The organism is Bacillus sp. NSP9.1 (assembly GCF_000465465.2).
Taxonomy (GTDB): Bacteria; Bacillota; Bacilli; order Bacillales; family Bacillaceae; genus Bacillus; species Bacillus sonorensis_A.
On record NZ_CP048273.1, the window covers coordinates 459,725 to 475,218 of the forward strand.

Sequence of the window (15,494 nt, forward strand, 5' to 3'; positions counted from 1 at the left end):
TTCGACAATAGTTGGAAGAATCCTTTAAAATGAAGAAGGAATTTTTTTGTGTATGTTTCATTCGAAACATTTTGGTTTTTTGTACGTCATATCATTTGTGAGGAAGTTGATACTGTCTTCACTATATTGCATTGTGTCAGAAATAAGGGCGGGATTTTGAATGAGTCAGAGAAAAAACATATCAAATCCCTTTTATCAAGGCGATTTGATCTTCGTATTTATAGTCTTTTTTATCATCAGCATTGTGGCGGTATACGCCGCTCAGCAATTTAACCAATACAATGAGCCGTTTGCGATGAAGCAGTCCCTGTACTATTTGCTGGGAGCGCTCATCGTCATTCTGTTTCTATACTTTGATTTGGAGCAGCTTGAAAAGCTCAGCTTTTATTTTTACATACTCGGCATCCTGATGCTGATTGTGTTAAAATTCAGCCCCTCTTATATAGGGTCTTACAGGTTTGCTCCGGTTATCAATGGCGCAAAAAGCTGGTTTATGCTTCCCGGCTTTACATTGCAGCCGTCTGAGTTTATGAAAATCGGCTTGATCATGTATTTAGCATCGTTTATGTCCAAACATAGTCCAACCGGAAAGCGGACGTTAAAAGAGGATTGGATCTTTTTATTGAAAATCTTCGGCATCGTCATTTTGCCGGCGGGGCTGATTTTAGAACAGGACACCGGTACGGCCGGGATCGTCATGTTTGTGATTCTTGTGATGATCTTCCTTTCAGGTGTCAACTGGAAGCTCATTTCACTGATCTTCTTATCAGGCCTCAGCGTAGCCGTTTTAATATTGTATGTCATCATCAAATTCCCGGATGTTGCGGGTGCGGTCGGAATTGAGAAATACCAGATTAACCGGGTTATGACCTGGGTTAATCCGAGCGAACAAACTGCAGATGACAAAATGCAGGTCGACAGGGCGCAAATGGCGATCGGTTCAGGAAAAGTGTTCGGCAACGGTGTAAACGATCTGCAAGTATATGTCCCCGAAGCCCAAACAGACTTTATTTTTGCCGTCATTGGCGAGAGCTTCGGTTTTACCGGCTGCACCTTTGTCGTCATCATGTTTTTCTTTTTCATTTACCGGCTTGTCGTTTTAATAGACCGAATACATCCGTTCAGCAAATTTGCCTCATTTTTCTGTGCAGGTTTTACGGCGTTGATCGTCATCCATACCTTTCAAAACATCGGCATGAACATTGGAATTATGCCTGTCACAGGTGTTCCCCTGCTGTTGGTCAGCTATGGGGGGAGCTCCATCGTCGCTACTTTAATCGGGTTTGCGATCGTCTATAATGCAAGCTGCCAATTAACGAGATACCAAAGCTATATGTTTAAATAACAGCCTGTACATTCAGGCTGTTATTTTTATGGGAAGCACCCCCTTTTCGTGTATTCTTCGATACTGTTCATGTATAATGAAAGATAGTGTTTTTGATGAAGGAATAAGGCGGGGTATCATGGGTCATAAGAAAAATGAGACAAGTCCCTATTATCAGGGTGATTTGATTTTTATATTAAGTGTGTTCTTTATCATCAGCGTGATTGCTGTTTATGCAGCACAGCCGTCATTCGCTTTAAACGGCTATCCGGCAAAGCAGCTGATCTATTATTTGCTCGGCATTGCCGTGGTCGTCGGTTTTCTTTATTTTGATTTGGAGCAGCTCGAAAAGTTCAGCGTGTATATATTTGTATTTGGCATCCTGTCATTGATCATTTTGAAATTCAGTCCCGAGTCGATTGCACCGGTTAAAAAAGGGGCGAAGAGCTGGTTTCAATTTGGAACGGTGACATTGCAGCCGTCTGAGTTTATGAAAATCGGTTTGATCATGATGCTGGCTTCCGTGATTTCAAAAGCGAGTCCAAAGGGTTCTCGCACCTTGCGGGAGGATGTTCACCTTTTGCTGAAAATCGCGGCTGTATCAGCGGTTCCGATCGGCTTGATTTTGATGCAGGACGCGGGGACGGCTGGAATCTGCATGTTCTTTGTCGCCGTCATGGTGTTTTTGTCGGGAATCAATTGGAAACTGATTTTTATCATCGTCGGCAGCGGCGTTTCGCTTGTTTTGCTCGTTTTATTTCTGGTGATCCATTTTCCCGAGTTTTCGCAGAATACACTGCATATTAAGGAGTACCAGATCAACAGGGTGATGACATGGGTTGATTCTGACCAGCAGACCGCCAATGACACTTATCAGACAGAAAAAGCCGTTATGGCGATTGGATCAGGAGAAATATTCGGCACTGGTATGAACAATATGAAAGTCCATGTTCCTGAAGGCCAAACCGACTTTATCTTCGCCGTCATCGGCGAAAGCTTTGGCTTTATCGGCTGTACTTTTGTCGTGCTGATATTTTTCTTTCTCATTTACCGGCTTGTCGTTCTGATCGATAAAATACATCGGTATAATCGGTTTGCCGCTTTTTTCTGTGTCGGGTATACCGCGCTGATTGTGATTCACACGTTCCAAAACATCGGGATGAACATCGGGCTGATGCCGGTCACAGGTGTTCCTCTGCTGTTGGTCAGCTATGGGGGCAGCTCTATTTTGTCGGCCCTTATCGGCTATGCCATCGTCTATAATGCAAGCTGCCAGCTAAGCAAATATCAAGGCTATATGTTTAAATAAACGCCAAAAAAAGACAGCCGATCCGGCTGTCTTTAATTTGTATTCGGCAGCGGCCGCCACATGGAGGGTGTGAACTTCTTCTCCAAACAAAACTGTCCGGTGTTCCATCAGCACAAAAGCCCGCTGTATGCGCGTCATCTTTCTTTCGATTCAATTTATACCGCTTCCTTTCCCCGGAGAAACCGTTTCGCTTTAGAGATCATCAGATTTTGGATATGATAAAGTCATGAGGAGGTATAGCAATGAATCAAACGATTGAAACCATTTTAAATCACCGTTCGATCCGGTCCTTTACGGACCAGCCGCTGACAAAAGAAGAGGTGCATTTGCTTGTAGAAAGCGCGCAAAGCGCATCAACTTCCAGCTATATTCAAGCTTATTCGATTATCGGAGTAACCGACCAAACGAAGAAGCGCGAGCTTGCTGCTTTGGCTGGCGATCAGCCGTATGTTGAAAAAAACGGCCATTTGTTTGTGTTCTGTGCAGATCTTTACCGGCATCAGAAAATGGCCGGAGAAAAAGGGGAAGACATCCAGGGCTCTCTTGAAAGCACTGAAACGTTTATGGTCAGTGTCATCGATGCCGCTCTTGCCGCACAAAACATGTCGATTGCCGCTGAATCGATGGGGCTGGGCATCTGCTATATCGGCGGCATTCGCAACGCTCTGAACAAGGTGGCAGAGGTACTGGGTACACCTGAATATGTCCTTCCGCTGTTCGGGCTTGTCGTCGGTCATCCGGCCAATCCGTCCGCTCAAAAGCCAAGATTGCCGCTTGAGCATATTTACCACGAAAATACTTATGATATAGATGACGAAAGGTTTCACAAACAATTGCACGCGTATGACGAAACCATTTCAAATTACTATCAAAACAGAACAAACGGCAAAAGGAAAGACAAATGGACAGAGCAGATCGTCCAAAGCCTGAAGGAGCCGAAGCGAACGTATATGCATGATTTCGTAAAAGAAAAAGGGTTTAATAAAAGGTAAAGAAAAGCCCCTTCCAACAGGGGCTTCTTTCATGTTTATATCGACATGACGTGTTTCAGGAAAAAATAAAACAAGATCCAGAATGGAAGGCTGAAAAGGATTCCGAATAAACAGCCTTTGGCAAAGTTTTCTTGTACGGCTGGAGGATGCGGTTTTTGTTTCGGCTTTTGCTCATTCATCAATCCTGGTGCTCCTTTAATGATTACATGATACTATTATTTCTTTTTACGGCTAAAAAGTAAACGAAGAAATTGGAGGGAAGACGATGTTGTCGTTAAGTATACTGGATCAGTCGCCTGTTTCCGAAGGGAGCACTCCTGAAACAGCTCTCAGACAGACGGCCGAGCTTGCTCAAATGGCAGAGAAGCTTGGGTACAGGAGATTTTGGGTGTCTGAGCACCATTTTTCGAGAAATCTGGCGGGGTCAAGCCCTGAGGTTTTGCTTGGGTTTATCGCCGCGAAAACAGCAAAGATTCGTCTGGGGTCAGGAGGGGTTATGCTCCCCCACTACAGCGCTTATAAGGTGGCTGAAAACTTTCGCGTTCTGGAAGGACTTGCACCAGGCAGGATTGACGCGGGGATCGGCCGGGCGCCCGGGGGTATGCCGATCGCTTCAATGGCTCTTCAAAACGGCGGCAGGCGTCAGACGGATCAATATCCGGATCAGATTCATGATCTTGTCACATATCTGTACGATCTGGCCGATGAACACCACCGCTTTCCGCATTTAACCGCATCACCGACTGTCAGTTCCGCTCCGGAGGTGTGGCTGCTTGGTTCCTCTGGGGAAAGCGCCAGACTGGCTGCGCAAATCGGTGCGGCCTATACCTTTGCCCAATTTATCAATGGAGAGGGAGGAGCTGAAGCGGCCAGGCAATATAAGGAACGATTCCAACCTTCGGTGCTGGGCGACAAACCGAAAGTGATTGTCGCTGTATTTGTGATTTGCGCGGACACTGAAGAAGAGGCAGAACACCTCGCCAAGAGCCTTGATTTTTCTTTATTGGCAAATGAACAGGGGCTGGTAACAGACGGCTTCCCATCTTTTGAAACGGCGCAGTCATATGAATATTCATCATATGAAAAGAGAAGAATCAACGATAATCGAAATCGCATGGTGATCGGTACACAACGACAGGTGAAACAACAGCTGCTTGCTTTGGCGGACGCTTATGGAACGGATGAAGTCATGGCGGTCACAATCACACACAATTTCCAGGATAAGCTGAAATCATACCGCCTTTTAGCGGAGGCGTTTGCAGACCATCAGCGTTTTTGCTGAAAAACATTCATTAGACTGCGGATGGGGAGAAGGATGAGCAGGACCCCTATGTATACGGCGGTAAACAGCCAGCTGAGCGGCACGAGAATGATCGTGTCTACCGTATGCTCCGCCGCTTTCTGAAAAGGGTGTCGTTCGTTTGTTTGCAGGTTGAGGGTGAAATACAATACCGTGAAAAAGATAAAGCAGACCGACATGAAGGATAAGCCGAATAATACGAGAAATGAAAGCATATAAGCGAAATCCTCCGATTGGATTTTTTCGCGTTTTAAAGAGAAGGGCTTCTCCTGTGAACGCGAGGGGGTTTGATTATCCGTATTTTAACATAAAAAAGCCTTGTTGAGTGACTCTCAACAAGGCTTCCCATTATTCGACGATAAACGGCTCCTCTGTCAGCACATAGCTTGATTTTCCTTTAGAAGAGGCGTAAGCGAGCATATGATATTTGCCCGGTTTAAGGGCGGTTGTATCATTGATCTTTCCGTTCCATTGATATGTTTGATACCCTTTTCCTTGGTTTTTATAAACCCCTGCCTGTCCGATGAATTCAAGGTTTTCGTCATACACAAGAAATGCCAGTTCTTCTGCCCCTCCTGGAAGATAAGCTTCGACCGTATATGTCCCCTCTTTTGTTCCCGGTTCAACGGTTACGGATGTGACGCGCGGGTAGTCGGGCTCTTTGACAATCAAAAGGGTCGGAATTTCGGCCACTTTTCTGCTGCCGTCGCGGACATACACTGTGCCCTCATATGTTCCGGCTTTTGTTTTCGCAGCGTTGACGGTCACCTTCACATTCGCTTTACCGGTTTTCTTGGCAGGAATGACGACCCGCTGTGTTCCTTTTACAGATATGCCTTGCCCTTTGAAAGAGTACTCAAGCTGATAGGCTTTTCTGTACGATGAAAGGTTTTCGATCGTAAGTGCTTGTTTTTTCGTTTGCTTTCCTTTGTTTTTCATATAGGTGCCGAATGAATGGCTGCCAGGGCTCACAATAGATGAAGCTTTGAGAGCGTCCATGATCCGGATGCTGCCTGCGCCTTGCGTATTGTGCGGATAGGGTTTGCCGTTTTCATCCGTTAGTTTTTCGGCCGTGTTCATAAGGACGGCCTTGATTTGCTCAGGCGCCCAGTCGGGCTTGGCCTGTTTTAAAATGGCAGCGGTTCCTGCAACGTGTGGCGAAGCCATGCTGGTTCCTTGCATAGAGGCATAGCCGTAAGGGTTTTGCGGATCATGTGTAGGAACCGTACTGACAATATTGACGCCTGGTGCTGAAACGTCAGGCTTGATCATCCAAGTATCCATGACAGGGCCCCGGGATGAGAAGGATGCGATGGTTTCACCGAGCTTTTTATCCAACTTAAAAGAAAAGACAGCAGTGTGCTTCCCTTCTTTCATCTGCTGGACAAGCTTTTCTCCCTCTTCTTTCGACAGTTTGACGGTCGGTACGGCCATACCCGTCACGTTGGGCTCGATTTCTCCGGATACATTATTGTAGATCACAGCTCCAATCGCACCGGCTTTTTTCGCATTTTCGGCTTTATCCACAAACGGGAGGACACCTCTTTGGATCACCGCGACTTTTCCTTTCACATCTTTTCCTGCAAAATCGTCAGCTTGCCCAATTCCTGCTTCAACAAGCTCAACCTCTTGATTGTTCAAGGTCTGAATGTCTTTTTCTTCGTCATAGCCCATCACTTTGGCGGTCGAATAAGAGTCAAACGTTACGGAATACTCGTTATAAGGGAGCTGTGAAGCACCGACGGAAATCGCTTCCCTTGAGGTTCCGGGCGATCCGACGGTCCAGTTCTCAGGTCCGCTGTTGCCGTTGGATGTCACCGCGGTTACACCTTCTGACATCGCCCAGTCAAGCGCAATGCTCGTCGCATAGTCAGGGCTGTTGAGTGAATTTCCGAGGGAGAGGTTCATAACGTCCGCTCCGTCGGCGACGGCTTTTTCTATCCCTGCGATGACGTTTTCAGTCGTACCCGATCCGCCTGGTCCGAGTACACGGTAGGCGAGAAGTGTCGCATCAGGCGCAACCCCTTTGATCTGTCCATTTGCGGCGACTGTGCCTGCAACATGTGTACCATGTTCAGTTGCTTCTCCGCGCGGGTCGCCGGCAGGTGTTTCCTGAGGATCATAGTCGTTGTCCACAAAGTCATATCCTTTGTATGGCCCGAAGTTTTTCTTTAAGTCAGGATGTGTGTAATCAACACCTGTGTCAATGACGGCCACCTTGATGCCTTTACCGGTATAGCCCGATTTCCAGGCCTGGTCCGCTCCGATGTAAGGCGCGCTTTTATCCATCTGTGGATGAAACGCGTCTGCGGCAATTGTCACGTCTTTACCTTTTACACGGTCAGGTTTGTATGTCACATTTGGATAAACCGCTTTAACTTCTTTAACGGCAAGGAGCTTTGGAATTTCACTCGCCGGCAGCTTCATGGAAAATCCCGAAAAAACACGATCATACTCCCGTTTGATTTTCGCCTTTTTGATTGTTTTTTTCGCTTTATTTTTCGCTTTGCTGCGTTCGGCTTTTAATGAAGCTTTTGTTTGTTTTTTTCCTTCCGCTTTTGCCTCTGCCAATGATTCCTCTTTCAATTCAACGATGACTGTTGTCTGTTTATCTGATGTTACATCAATATCTCCGTAAACTTCCGCCTTCTTCAGTTCCGGAGATTGTTTTTCAGCAGCTGTTTTTGCCTGCACTCCGGAAAGGCATGTGGATAATGTGAATAATAAAATAAATACAAAAACGGCAGAACGCATAAGACGTTTTTTCAATATGTCTTCCCCCTTATGGATCAGTATTGTTTAGAGTTTCGAACTTTTAAAATATTCTCTCATTTAAAAAGAAATCCTTCTAAATATAGAAATAATTTTCAAAGATTCAATGTATTGGCCCCATCGATACATACTTATACACAATTTTCTGTGCATAAGTTGATAAAATTGTGTATAGATATAGTGGGGAATATGTGTTCTTATACTAAATATTGAATGATTATGTGGATATGTGGATATACGCTGTGGGTAATATGTGTTTATCCTTAGGATAAGCTGTGAATAAACCTCTGATACTTTATTTTGTCCACATTTGTGGCCTGTTTCCAGCAGTATTCAACAAAACTTCTAAAAACTAGAATCATTTTTCACACACATTGTGACAAACATTTTCATTTTGCCGCGATAAGATAGAGCCAGAAAGTTTAATAGAGTTGCTAGGATTCAAAATTGAAATCAGGAGGGATTGTTGTGAAAAGCTTTGTTTCATTTTTGAAATTATGGGCAGTGATGCTGTTGAATGGGCTGATGCCCGTACGGCAGAGCCAGGTCACCGTTTTAACTTCGGCCGGTGCTACATATCAACAAGCTGAACGGTTTTTAGACGGCTTTTCTGACACAGCTGTGGAGAAAAAAGAACGGACTTCAAAAGATCAGAGAGTGATTGCCGGCGCGTGGCGGAAAGAGAGGAACCTGGACGTCTATAAAAAAGCGGTGAAAAGGGTGAGAGCCGGACCTGAACTTTACATGTGCGCATAAACAAGGTAAAATCCCACACATAACGGGAAGTGGGTGACAGCCTTGAAAATATACAAAGTATTAAACAACAATGCGGCAATTATAAAGGAGGATGGTCAAGAGAAAATTGTCATGGGGCCGGGAATCGCTTTTCAAAAAGGTAAAAATGACACCATTTTGAGACAGAAGGTAGAAAAGATTTTTACCATTCATGAAGAAAATGAGAAATTTAAACAAATCCTCGAAACACTTCCGGAAGAACATATTGAAGCTGCCGAAGAGATTATCAGCTATGCGGAAGGGCAGCTGTCCGCACCGCTGAGCGACCATATCCACATCGCCCTTGTGGATCATTTATCATTTGCAATTGAACGAATCCGTAAAGGATTTGTCATTCAAAATAAATTATTAAACGAAATTAAAGCGCTTTATAAAAAAGAATATGAGATCGGTCTCTGGGCAATCGATTTGATCAAAGAGAAATTGGACATCGATTTGCCGGACGATGAAGCGGGTTATATTGCACTGCATATTCACACAGCCAAAATGGATGCGGAGAACATGCAGAAAACCCTTAAATACACGACGATCATCAAAGAGATGATCGAAAAGATCGAATGTTGCTTCAATCGGACGATCGATGAGAACAGCATCTCTTATCAACGTCTTGTCACACATCTGAGGTATGCGATTAATCGGCTGGAATCAGATGAAGCGTTTCACGTGATGGACGATGACATGCTTTATTTCATCCAGCAAAAGTATCCTGAAAGCTACCGGTGTGCGGCAGGGCTGGCGGATTACGTAAAAACCGAATATGATCTTCATCTCCCGGAATCGGAGATTGGCTATATTACGCTGCATGTCCAGCGTTTAAACGATTCCCATATATAAAACCGCCTGATACTCCCGCGATCAGGCTTTTTTAGGTCAAATTTCATATAAATATAAAAAACTAGTTGACGAAAGCGTTATCACATAATAAAATGAAAGCGTGTTAAAAAATAAATACTGGGGATTGTGACTGGTAAAGCAGGCAAGACCTAAAATTTGCTCAGATGAATGGGGAGAATGTGTCCTTTATTCGTTGGCGAATTTTAGGTCTTTTCTGCTTTTTTTAAAAAAAAAGGAGGAGTCATCATGAATCACAAAGAAATTGCCGAACGACTCATTCAGCTGCTCGGCGGAGAAGATAATATCATCAGTGCGGCTCATTGCGCTACACGGCTGCGGTTGGTCATTCAAGATGAAGCGAAAATCGACCAGGAAAAGGTTGAAGAGCTTGATGGTGTAAAAGGGGCATTTTCCAGCTCCGGACAGTATCAAATTATTTTTGGTACAGGACTCGTCAACAAAGTGTATGAACAATTTGCTAATACACTTCAGCTTGATCAAAAAGAAACAGTTCAGCACAGTGAGGCAGCGAAGCAAAAAATGAACCCTTTGGCGCGTTTTGCGAAAACGCTGTCAAATATATTTGTGCCGATTATTCCGGCGATTGTTGCAAGCGGTTTACTAATGGGACTCTTGGGAATGATGAAAGCGTTCCAATGGGTCAGTCCTGATACAGCGCTGTTTAAACTTCTTGATATGTTTTCAAGCGCCGCCTTTATCATTCTCCCGATTCTGATCGGTATCAGCGCGGCGAAGGAATTTGGTGGAAACCCGTATCTTGGGGCTGTCATCGGGGGGATTTTGATTCACCCGAGCCTGCTGAATCCTTGGGGACTCACTGAAGCAAAACCTGAGGTTATGGATTTCTTCGGCCTTCCGATTGAACTGCTGGGCTATCAGGGAACAGTCATTCCGATTCTTTTGGCCGTCTATGTGATGAGTAAAATTGAGAAGTGGACGAGAAAATTTGTACCGAATGCGATCGACCTTTTGGTAACACCGTTTTTGACCATTATTTCAACAGGATTTATCGCGTTTATTGCAATCGGGCCATTAGGAAGAGCCCTCGGTTCCGGCATCACGAATGTTTTGACCTTTGTTTACGATCATGCAGGACCGGTTGCGGGATTGATTTTTGGCGGGACATACTCCCTTATCGTGTTAACCGGAGTTCATCACAGCTTTCATGCGATTGAGGCCGGTCTTATCGCCGATATCGGACGCAACTATCTGCTTCCAATCTGGTCGATGGCCAATGTCGCCCAAGGCGGCGCCGGACTCGCCGTATTCTTCCTGTCAAAACGGGCAAAGACAAAAGAGATCGCATTACCGGCGGCTTTCTCAGCGTTTCTCGGCATTACCGAGCCGGTTATTTTCGGAGTCAATCTTCGGTACCGCAAGCCGTTCATCGGTGCGATGGTCGGCGGAGCGCTCGGCGGAGCCTATGTCGTCTTTACCAATGTCGCCGCAAACGCTTACGGCCTGACAGGCATTCCGATGATCGCGATCGCCGCGCCATTCGGAACGGCCAACCTCATCAACTATTTAATCGGAATGGCTATCGCTGTTATTGCGGCATTTATCACAGCCTATTTCTTAGGGATTAAAGAAGATGAAAAGAAGAACTAAGGAGGCTAGCTTATGAATCTGCGGGACAAGGAACTTCGCGAACAAGCCATTGACCGGGTTGAAAAATATCAAACCGTTGTCAATCAGGATCCTTATCGTCTCCATTATCACATCATGCCGCCTGTCGGACTGCTGAACGATCCAAACGGGTTCATTCATTGGAAAGGGACATACCACCTCTTTTATCAATGGATGCCTTTTAAGACGGGGCACGGGGCCAAGTTTTGGGGGCATTATGCTTCCCGTGATCTTGTCCGCTGGCGTCATGAAGAGATCGCCCTTACACCGAGCGATTGGTATGACAAAAATGGATGCTACTCAGGAAGTGCGATTGTTGAGAATGATTTGCTCCATGTTTTCTATACGGGGAATGTCAGGAACGATGAAGGAGACCGCGAAACCTACCAATGCCTCGCCGTCTCAAAAGATGGCATTTCTTTTGAAAAACAGGGGGTTGTCGCAAGGCTTCCGAAAGGTTATACGGCTCATTTCCGCGATCCGAAAGTCTGGAAAAAGAACGGGCGCTGGTACATGGTACTCGGTGCCCAGACTGAGCGTCTTGAAGGAAGGGCTGTGCTCTTTACTTCAGACAATTTGAGGGATTGGTCGTTTCTCGGCGACATAACCGGCTCGAATACGGATCAGCTTGATGAGTTTGGATATATGTGGGAATGTCCGGATATGATATCGCTTGGCGGCAAAGATGTTTTAATCGTCTGCCCGCAAGGCTTAAAAGCAGATGGTTTCCGCTATCAAAACGTTTATCAGTCAGGTTATTTTGTCGGTGAACTAGATGAAGGGAAGCCGGAATTCAAGCATGGAGAATTTACAGAGCTTGATCAGGGCTTTGATTTTTATGCACCGCAGACGACATTAGATGAATCAGGGCGGCGGATTTTAATCGCCTGGATGGGGGTTCCCGACCAGGATGAACAGCAACATCCGACCATCCCGAATCAATGGGTTCACTGCATGACATTGCCAAGGGAATTGACATTAAAAGAAAACAAGCTCATTCAAAAACCGGTTCAAGAACTTAAAACGTTGCGAAGGGAACAAAAAACGGTTGAGGTTTCACTTCGCCAGGCCGCAGAACAATTGGACCTCGACCATCCCGACAGCGCTGAGCTGTACATTGAACCGTCGCATATTGAGGAAGGCTTTGAAATCTCATTCAGGGGAGCGGCTCGTCTTATATACAGCAAAGCGGACGGCGTCCTCACCCTGGAAAGAAACAGCTGTGTTGACGGAAGAGTGGAATCAAGGCATTGCAGTTTAAACGAACTCCGCGATTTAAACGTCTTTTTAGACTCGTCTTCAATCGAAATTTTCGTCAACGGCGGTGAAGAAGTATTTTCAGCGAGATACTTTCCTTACCCGGGAAATAATGATGTATCGATTAGCGGCAGAAAAGAAACCGTCATGAAAGTTACATCATGGACGATGTCCTGATCCTATTTTCTGTACAATCCCTTTATGATATGCTTTTTTTAGATACTGTGCAGTTGTAAAGGAGTTGTTTGCTTGGATCAGAACCAACAAAAGTCGACAGCCATGCGGTTGAAAAAAATAGCAGATCATATTGAGGATACGAGGGAAGAGTATCAACATTTGCTCCTTCAGGTGAAGCAAATGATCAGAGACATCGAAGATAAAACAATTTCGAATGATGAAGAAGCGCAAAAAAAGCTTTCAAGCACTTATGATCAAATGAAGGAATATGCGCTTTTTGTGGAATCGATCGAGTCTTTTTTAAAATCCTCGGCGAGAAATATCAAAACAAAGCGGGAAAGCTGATAAAACCCCTTTTACTTGTTTAAAAGTAAGAGGGGTTCTTTTTGTTTTATTTTCCGTTAAGCCGCCAGGCGGAGTGTTTTGTTGGACCGACGTATTGATTTAATCGGAAAGATCCGCGTATGGCTTCGGTAATGAAATCTTTTGCCGAGTAAATGGCATCCTTCACACCGGCTCCTTTTGCAAGCTCAGCCGTGACCGCCGCTGAGTAGGTGCAGCCCGCTCCGTGGGTGTACGGGGTGTCAATTCTCTCCCCTTCCAAAACTTCTGCTGTCTGACCGTCATATAAAACATCGACTGCTTTTTCGTGGGCCAGTTTGCCGCCTCCTGTAATGAGGACGTATTTGGCGCCAAGGTCATGAATAGCTTTGGCAGCATCCTTCATTTGTTCAACGGTTTTAATTTCTCCGAAACCGCTGAGCTGTCCGGCTTCAAAAAGGTTTGGCGTAATCACCGTTGCAAGGGGAGCAAGAAGTTCCCGCAATGCCTTGGCATGTTCCGGATACAGCACTTCATTCGCTCCTTTGCAGACCATGACGGGGTCGATGACGACGTTTTTCATGTTGTGCTCTTTGATCGTTTTCGCCGTCAGCTCTATAATCTCAACGGTCGGAAGCATGCCGGTTTTCATGGCGTCTACTCCGATCCCGTTTACGATCGTGGACAGCTGGGCGCGAATGACATTGGTCTCAATTGGGAATACCTGGTGATTCCAGCTGTTGTCGGGGTCCATGGCGACGACAACCGTAAGGGCCGTCATGCCGTATACATTCTTTTCCTGGAAGGTTTTTAAATCGGCTTGAATACCAGCTCCTCCGCTTGAATCTGAGCCGGCAATTGTGAGCGCTTTGTGCATTGTCATGTTCAGTCAATCCTCCACCTTAAAAAATTCCATCTATAGATTGGTTTAGTTTTTATTATAGACAGCTTTTCAAATGATCACAAATCATGGAGACCGGCGGTCATGCCCGCCTGGTTCTGGCGATGGAATGACTGATCAGCAAAAAATTATTTGAAAGTCTGCACAAAAAGTCCGTCACCTTCCAGCCACTCAGCTAAAAAAATATTTTTATAGTCAGTCGGAACGCCTTGAGATCTGATTTGCGTTTTTAACCAGGCTTCATTAAAACCCAGATCGTTTAATTCATCCCATAAGACTTTGCCGTCGCGTATGAGCGTGACAGGTACATAAACGGATTTTGCAGGCATATTGAAGTCTTCCTGGGTCGTTTTTTGATATTTTGCTTTTTTTAAGATGCTGATCGAACCGTTCGCCTCTAAATAACAAAAAGCAACTTCCCGAATGGAAAACGTTTCGCTTTGCCGAAGCAGGCTTTGCAGCTGATTGATATTCATGCGGTTTTTCTTCAATTCTTCGCGATCGACCTTCCCATTTTTGATAAGTGCGGACGGTTTTCCTTCAAATAATCCGCGAAAAGACAGGAACTTTTGTGTCAGAAATTCGGCCGCAAAAATCATTAATCCCCATAACGCCATGGAGTAAAGAATATATAAAACTCCTGTTTGCTTGTCATATAAAGCATTTCCCAGCAATTCTCCCAATACGATAGACGCGATAAAAGTGAAGGGTGTAATTTGATCGATGATCTTCTTACCGACAAATTTAACGATGAGAAAAAGAAAGATAAATCCTGTTAGCAGTTCAATCGTAAGATCGATGATGTTCATATGTAGAAATGCCCCTATCTGCTCATCTGTTATGATTAACTTTTATATTTCCAAATGCCCATCCTTTTCATGCATCATCATCTTCTGTGGGTCTGGGAGGAAATCGATCCTAAAGCCCATATGCAGGAAAAAAGAGGGAAATGGAAAAATGTCCGACTTTTGTTCATATCAAATCGTTCGTTTTGTGATTTATAATGGAAAAGTAAATTTGAAAAAGGAGCGCTCATAGCAAATCATGAACATTTCGATCGTTATCGTAACCCACAATCGGATTTCCCCATTGTGTGAGTTGCTTGAATCCATTGCAAAACAGTCCATCAAACCATTTGAAATCATTATTGTCAATGATGCGGGGGAGCCGGTCGACATTGTTCAGCGGCTCTATTCAGACCTGCCGATCAAGGTGCTTCACCTGACTGAGAATGTCAAGCATGTGAAAGCGAGAAACATAGGGGTGAAAGAAGCGTCAGGAGATGTTATCATGCTGTGTGATGACGATGATTTTTTCACTCCATGCCATATGGAAAGAATGGCAAAAGCGCTGGAAACGGCAGATTTTGTGTATTCCGATGCTGAGATTGTGTCCTTTAAAGAGGAAGAAGACACAAGAATCCCAAAAAACCGGCATCTTTTCGCTTATACGTTTGACTTAGAGGAGATGAGGAAATTTTCTACATATGTTCCTTCGGGAAGCATGTATAAACGTTCGCTTCACATTGAAATCGGTTATTTTGATCCCGGTGTTCATAATTATTGGGACTGGGACTTTTTTCTGCGTGCAGCCGAACAGTTTCGCGTGAAAAGAGTTCCTGCCGCAAGCGTGATCTACGCATTTTCAGAACAAGGCGACAATCAGTCCAGCAACCTTGACGGCAAGAGGCAGTACTATTTAGATGTCTTGAGTGAAAAGCATCAGCTTGGAAAGCTGCCGACGAAAAACTTTTTTGTGCTTCTTGAAGAACCTGCTATGAAGAAGAGGGAGGCCGAAAGCAAAATTGTATGGGACGGCGAACCTGTCGTTTCCAGGCTTGTTCGCGAAAGGCAATTTAGTTAAAG

General features: G+C 44.9%; 15 protein-coding genes. 10 read left to right on the forward strand and 5 right to left on the reverse strand.

Going from position 1 to position 15,494, the window contains the following annotated elements:
- Window positions 1-160: 160 nt before the first annotated feature.
- From M654_RS02260 to nfsA, 3 genes are all read left to right on the forward strand, one after another.
- Window positions 161-1,345 carry an FtsW/RodA/SpoVE family cell cycle protein gene (locus M654_RS02260; RefSeq protein ID WP_026589172.1) on the forward strand — a complete coding sequence of 395 codons (1,185 nt, stop codon included), beginning with the start codon at window positions 161-163 and terminating at the stop codon, window positions 1,343-1,345.
- Window positions 1,346-1,463: 118 nt separating this feature from the next.
- Window positions 1,464-2,633, forward strand: a complete 1,170-nt coding sequence (locus M654_RS02265; RefSeq protein WP_026589171.1) for an FtsW/RodA/SpoVE family cell cycle protein — start codon at window positions 1,464-1,466, stop codon at window positions 2,631-2,633.
- 242 nt (window positions 2,634-2,875) lie between these two features.
- Window positions 2,876-3,625 (forward strand): oxygen-insensitive NADPH nitroreductase, encoded by a 750-nt coding sequence (gene nfsA / locus M654_RS02270; protein WP_026589170.1) that lies wholly within the window; start codon window positions 2,876-2,878, stop codon window positions 3,623-3,625.
- 35 nt (window positions 3,626-3,660) lie between these two features.
- Here nfsA and M654_RS23455 read toward each other — a convergent pair whose 3' ends face one another.
- Complete coding sequence (locus tag M654_RS23455; protein WP_201278488.1) at window positions 3,661-3,804, reverse strand: hypothetical protein; 144 nt, start codon at window positions 3,802-3,804, stop codon at window positions 3,661-3,663.
- Window positions 3,805-3,890: 86 nt separating this feature from the next.
- Between M654_RS23455 and M654_RS02275 the strand changes: the two genes are divergently transcribed.
- Window positions 3,891-4,907 carry an LLM class flavin-dependent oxidoreductase gene (locus tag M654_RS02275; protein ID WP_026589169.1) on the forward strand — a complete coding sequence of 339 codons (1,017 nt, stop codon included), beginning with the start codon at window positions 3,891-3,893 and terminating at the stop codon, window positions 4,905-4,907.
- Here M654_RS02275 and M654_RS02280 read toward each other — a convergent pair.
- Together M654_RS02280 and M654_RS02285 are read right to left on the reverse strand one after the other, a co-directional pair.
- A complete protein-coding gene (locus M654_RS02280; RefSeq protein WP_026589168.1) occupies window positions 4,892-5,140 on the reverse strand; it encodes a hypothetical protein in 249 nt (82 codons plus the stop codon). The two genes, M654_RS02275 and M654_RS02280, sit on opposite strands and share 16 nt — an antisense overlap.
- A 133-nt stretch (window positions 5,141-5,273) precedes the next feature.
- Window positions 5,274-7,679: a S8 family peptidase gene (locus M654_RS02285; protein WP_442858861.1), complete on the reverse strand. Its 2,406-nt coding sequence runs from the start codon at window positions 7,677-7,679 to the stop codon at window positions 5,274-5,276.
- 486 nt (window positions 7,680-8,165) lie between these two features.
- Here M654_RS02285 and M654_RS02290 point away from each other — a divergent pair, with 486 nt between their 5' ends.
- From M654_RS02290 to M654_RS02310, 5 genes are all read left to right on the forward strand, one after another.
- Window positions 8,166-8,453: a hypothetical protein gene (locus M654_RS02290; protein ID WP_026589166.1), complete on the forward strand. Its 288-nt coding sequence runs from the start codon at window positions 8,166-8,168 to the stop codon at window positions 8,451-8,453.
- Between the two features lie 42 nt (window positions 8,454-8,495).
- A complete protein-coding gene (locus tag M654_RS02295) occupies window positions 8,496-9,326 on the forward strand; it encodes a PRD domain-containing protein (RefSeq protein ID WP_026589165.1) in 831 nt (276 codons plus the stop codon).
- A 246-nt stretch (window positions 9,327-9,572) separates the two neighbouring features.
- Window positions 9,573-10,955, forward strand: a complete 1,383-nt coding sequence (locus M654_RS02300) for a sucrose-specific PTS transporter subunit IIBC (protein ID WP_026589164.1) — start codon at window positions 9,573-9,575, stop codon at window positions 10,953-10,955.
- 12 nt (window positions 10,956-10,967) lie between these two features.
- Window positions 10,968-12,407: a sucrose-6-phosphate hydrolase gene (locus tag M654_RS02305; protein ID WP_026589163.1), complete on the forward strand. Its 1,440-nt coding sequence runs from the start codon at window positions 10,968-10,970 to the stop codon at window positions 12,405-12,407.
- Window positions 12,408-12,479: 72 nt separating this feature from the next.
- Window positions 12,480-12,752 (forward strand): hypothetical protein, encoded by a 273-nt coding sequence (locus M654_RS02310; RefSeq protein ID WP_026589162.1) that lies wholly within the window; start codon window positions 12,480-12,482, stop codon window positions 12,750-12,752.
- 46 nt (window positions 12,753-12,798) lie between these two features.
- Here M654_RS02310 and M654_RS02315 read toward each other — a convergent pair whose 3' ends face one another.
- Together M654_RS02315 and M654_RS02320 are read right to left on the reverse strand one after the other, a co-directional pair.
- Complete coding sequence (locus M654_RS02315; protein ID WP_026589161.1) at window positions 12,799-13,611, reverse strand: bifunctional hydroxymethylpyrimidine kinase/phosphomethylpyrimidine kinase; 813 nt, start codon at window positions 13,609-13,611, stop codon at window positions 12,799-12,801.
- Window positions 13,612-13,757: 146 nt separating this feature from the next.
- Window positions 13,758-14,438 (reverse strand): DUF421 domain-containing protein, encoded by a 681-nt coding sequence (locus M654_RS02320; protein ID WP_026589160.1) that lies wholly within the window; start codon window positions 14,436-14,438, stop codon window positions 13,758-13,760.
- Between the two features lie 235 nt (window positions 14,439-14,673).
- Here M654_RS02320 and M654_RS02325 point away from each other — a divergent pair, with 235 nt between their 5' ends.
- Complete coding sequence (locus M654_RS02325; protein ID WP_026589159.1) at window positions 14,674-15,492, forward strand: glycosyltransferase family 2 protein; 819 nt, start codon at window positions 14,674-14,676, stop codon at window positions 15,490-15,492.
- Window positions 15,493-15,494 lie beyond the last annotated feature (2 nt).

Coding starts and splice junctions, on each gene's coding strand:
- M654_RS02260 (WP_026589172.1), top strand. CDS start 161: ATGAGTCAGAGAAAAAACATATCAAATCCCTTTTATCAAGGCGATTTG.
- M654_RS02265 (WP_026589171.1), top strand. CDS start 1,464: ATGGGTCATAAGAAAAATGAGACAAGTCCCTATTATCAGGGTGATTTG.
- nfsA (WP_026589170.1), top strand. CDS start 2,876: ATGAATCAAACGATTGAAACCATTTTAAATCACCGTTCGATCCGGTCC.
- M654_RS23455 (WP_201278488.1), bottom strand. CDS start 3,804: ATGAATGAGCAAAAGCCGAAACAAAAACCGCATCCTCCAGCCGTACAA.
- M654_RS02275 (WP_026589169.1), top strand. CDS start 3,891: ATGTTGTCGTTAAGTATACTGGATCAGTCGCCTGTTTCCGAAGGGAGC.
- M654_RS02280 (WP_026589168.1), bottom strand. CDS start 5,140: ATGCTTTCATTTCTCGTATTATTCGGCTTATCCTTCATGTCGGTCTGC.
- M654_RS02285 (WP_442858861.1), bottom strand. CDS start 7,679: ATGCGTTCTGCCGTTTTTGTATTTATTTTATTATTCACATTATCCACA.
- M654_RS02300 (WP_026589164.1), top strand. CDS start 9,573: ATGAATCACAAAGAAATTGCCGAACGACTCATTCAGCTGCTCGGCGGA.
- M654_RS02305 (WP_026589163.1), top strand. CDS start 10,968: ATGAATCTGCGGGACAAGGAACTTCGCGAACAAGCCATTGACCGGGTT.
- M654_RS02315 (WP_026589161.1), bottom strand. CDS start 13,611: ATGACAATGCACAAAGCGCTCACAATTGCCGGCTCAGATTCAAGCGGA.
- M654_RS02320 (WP_026589160.1), bottom strand. CDS start 14,438: ATGAACATCATCGATCTTACGATTGAACTGCTAACAGGATTTATCTTT.
- M654_RS02325 (WP_026589159.1), top strand. CDS start 14,674: ATGAACATTTCGATCGTTATCGTAACCCACAATCGGATTTCCCCATTG.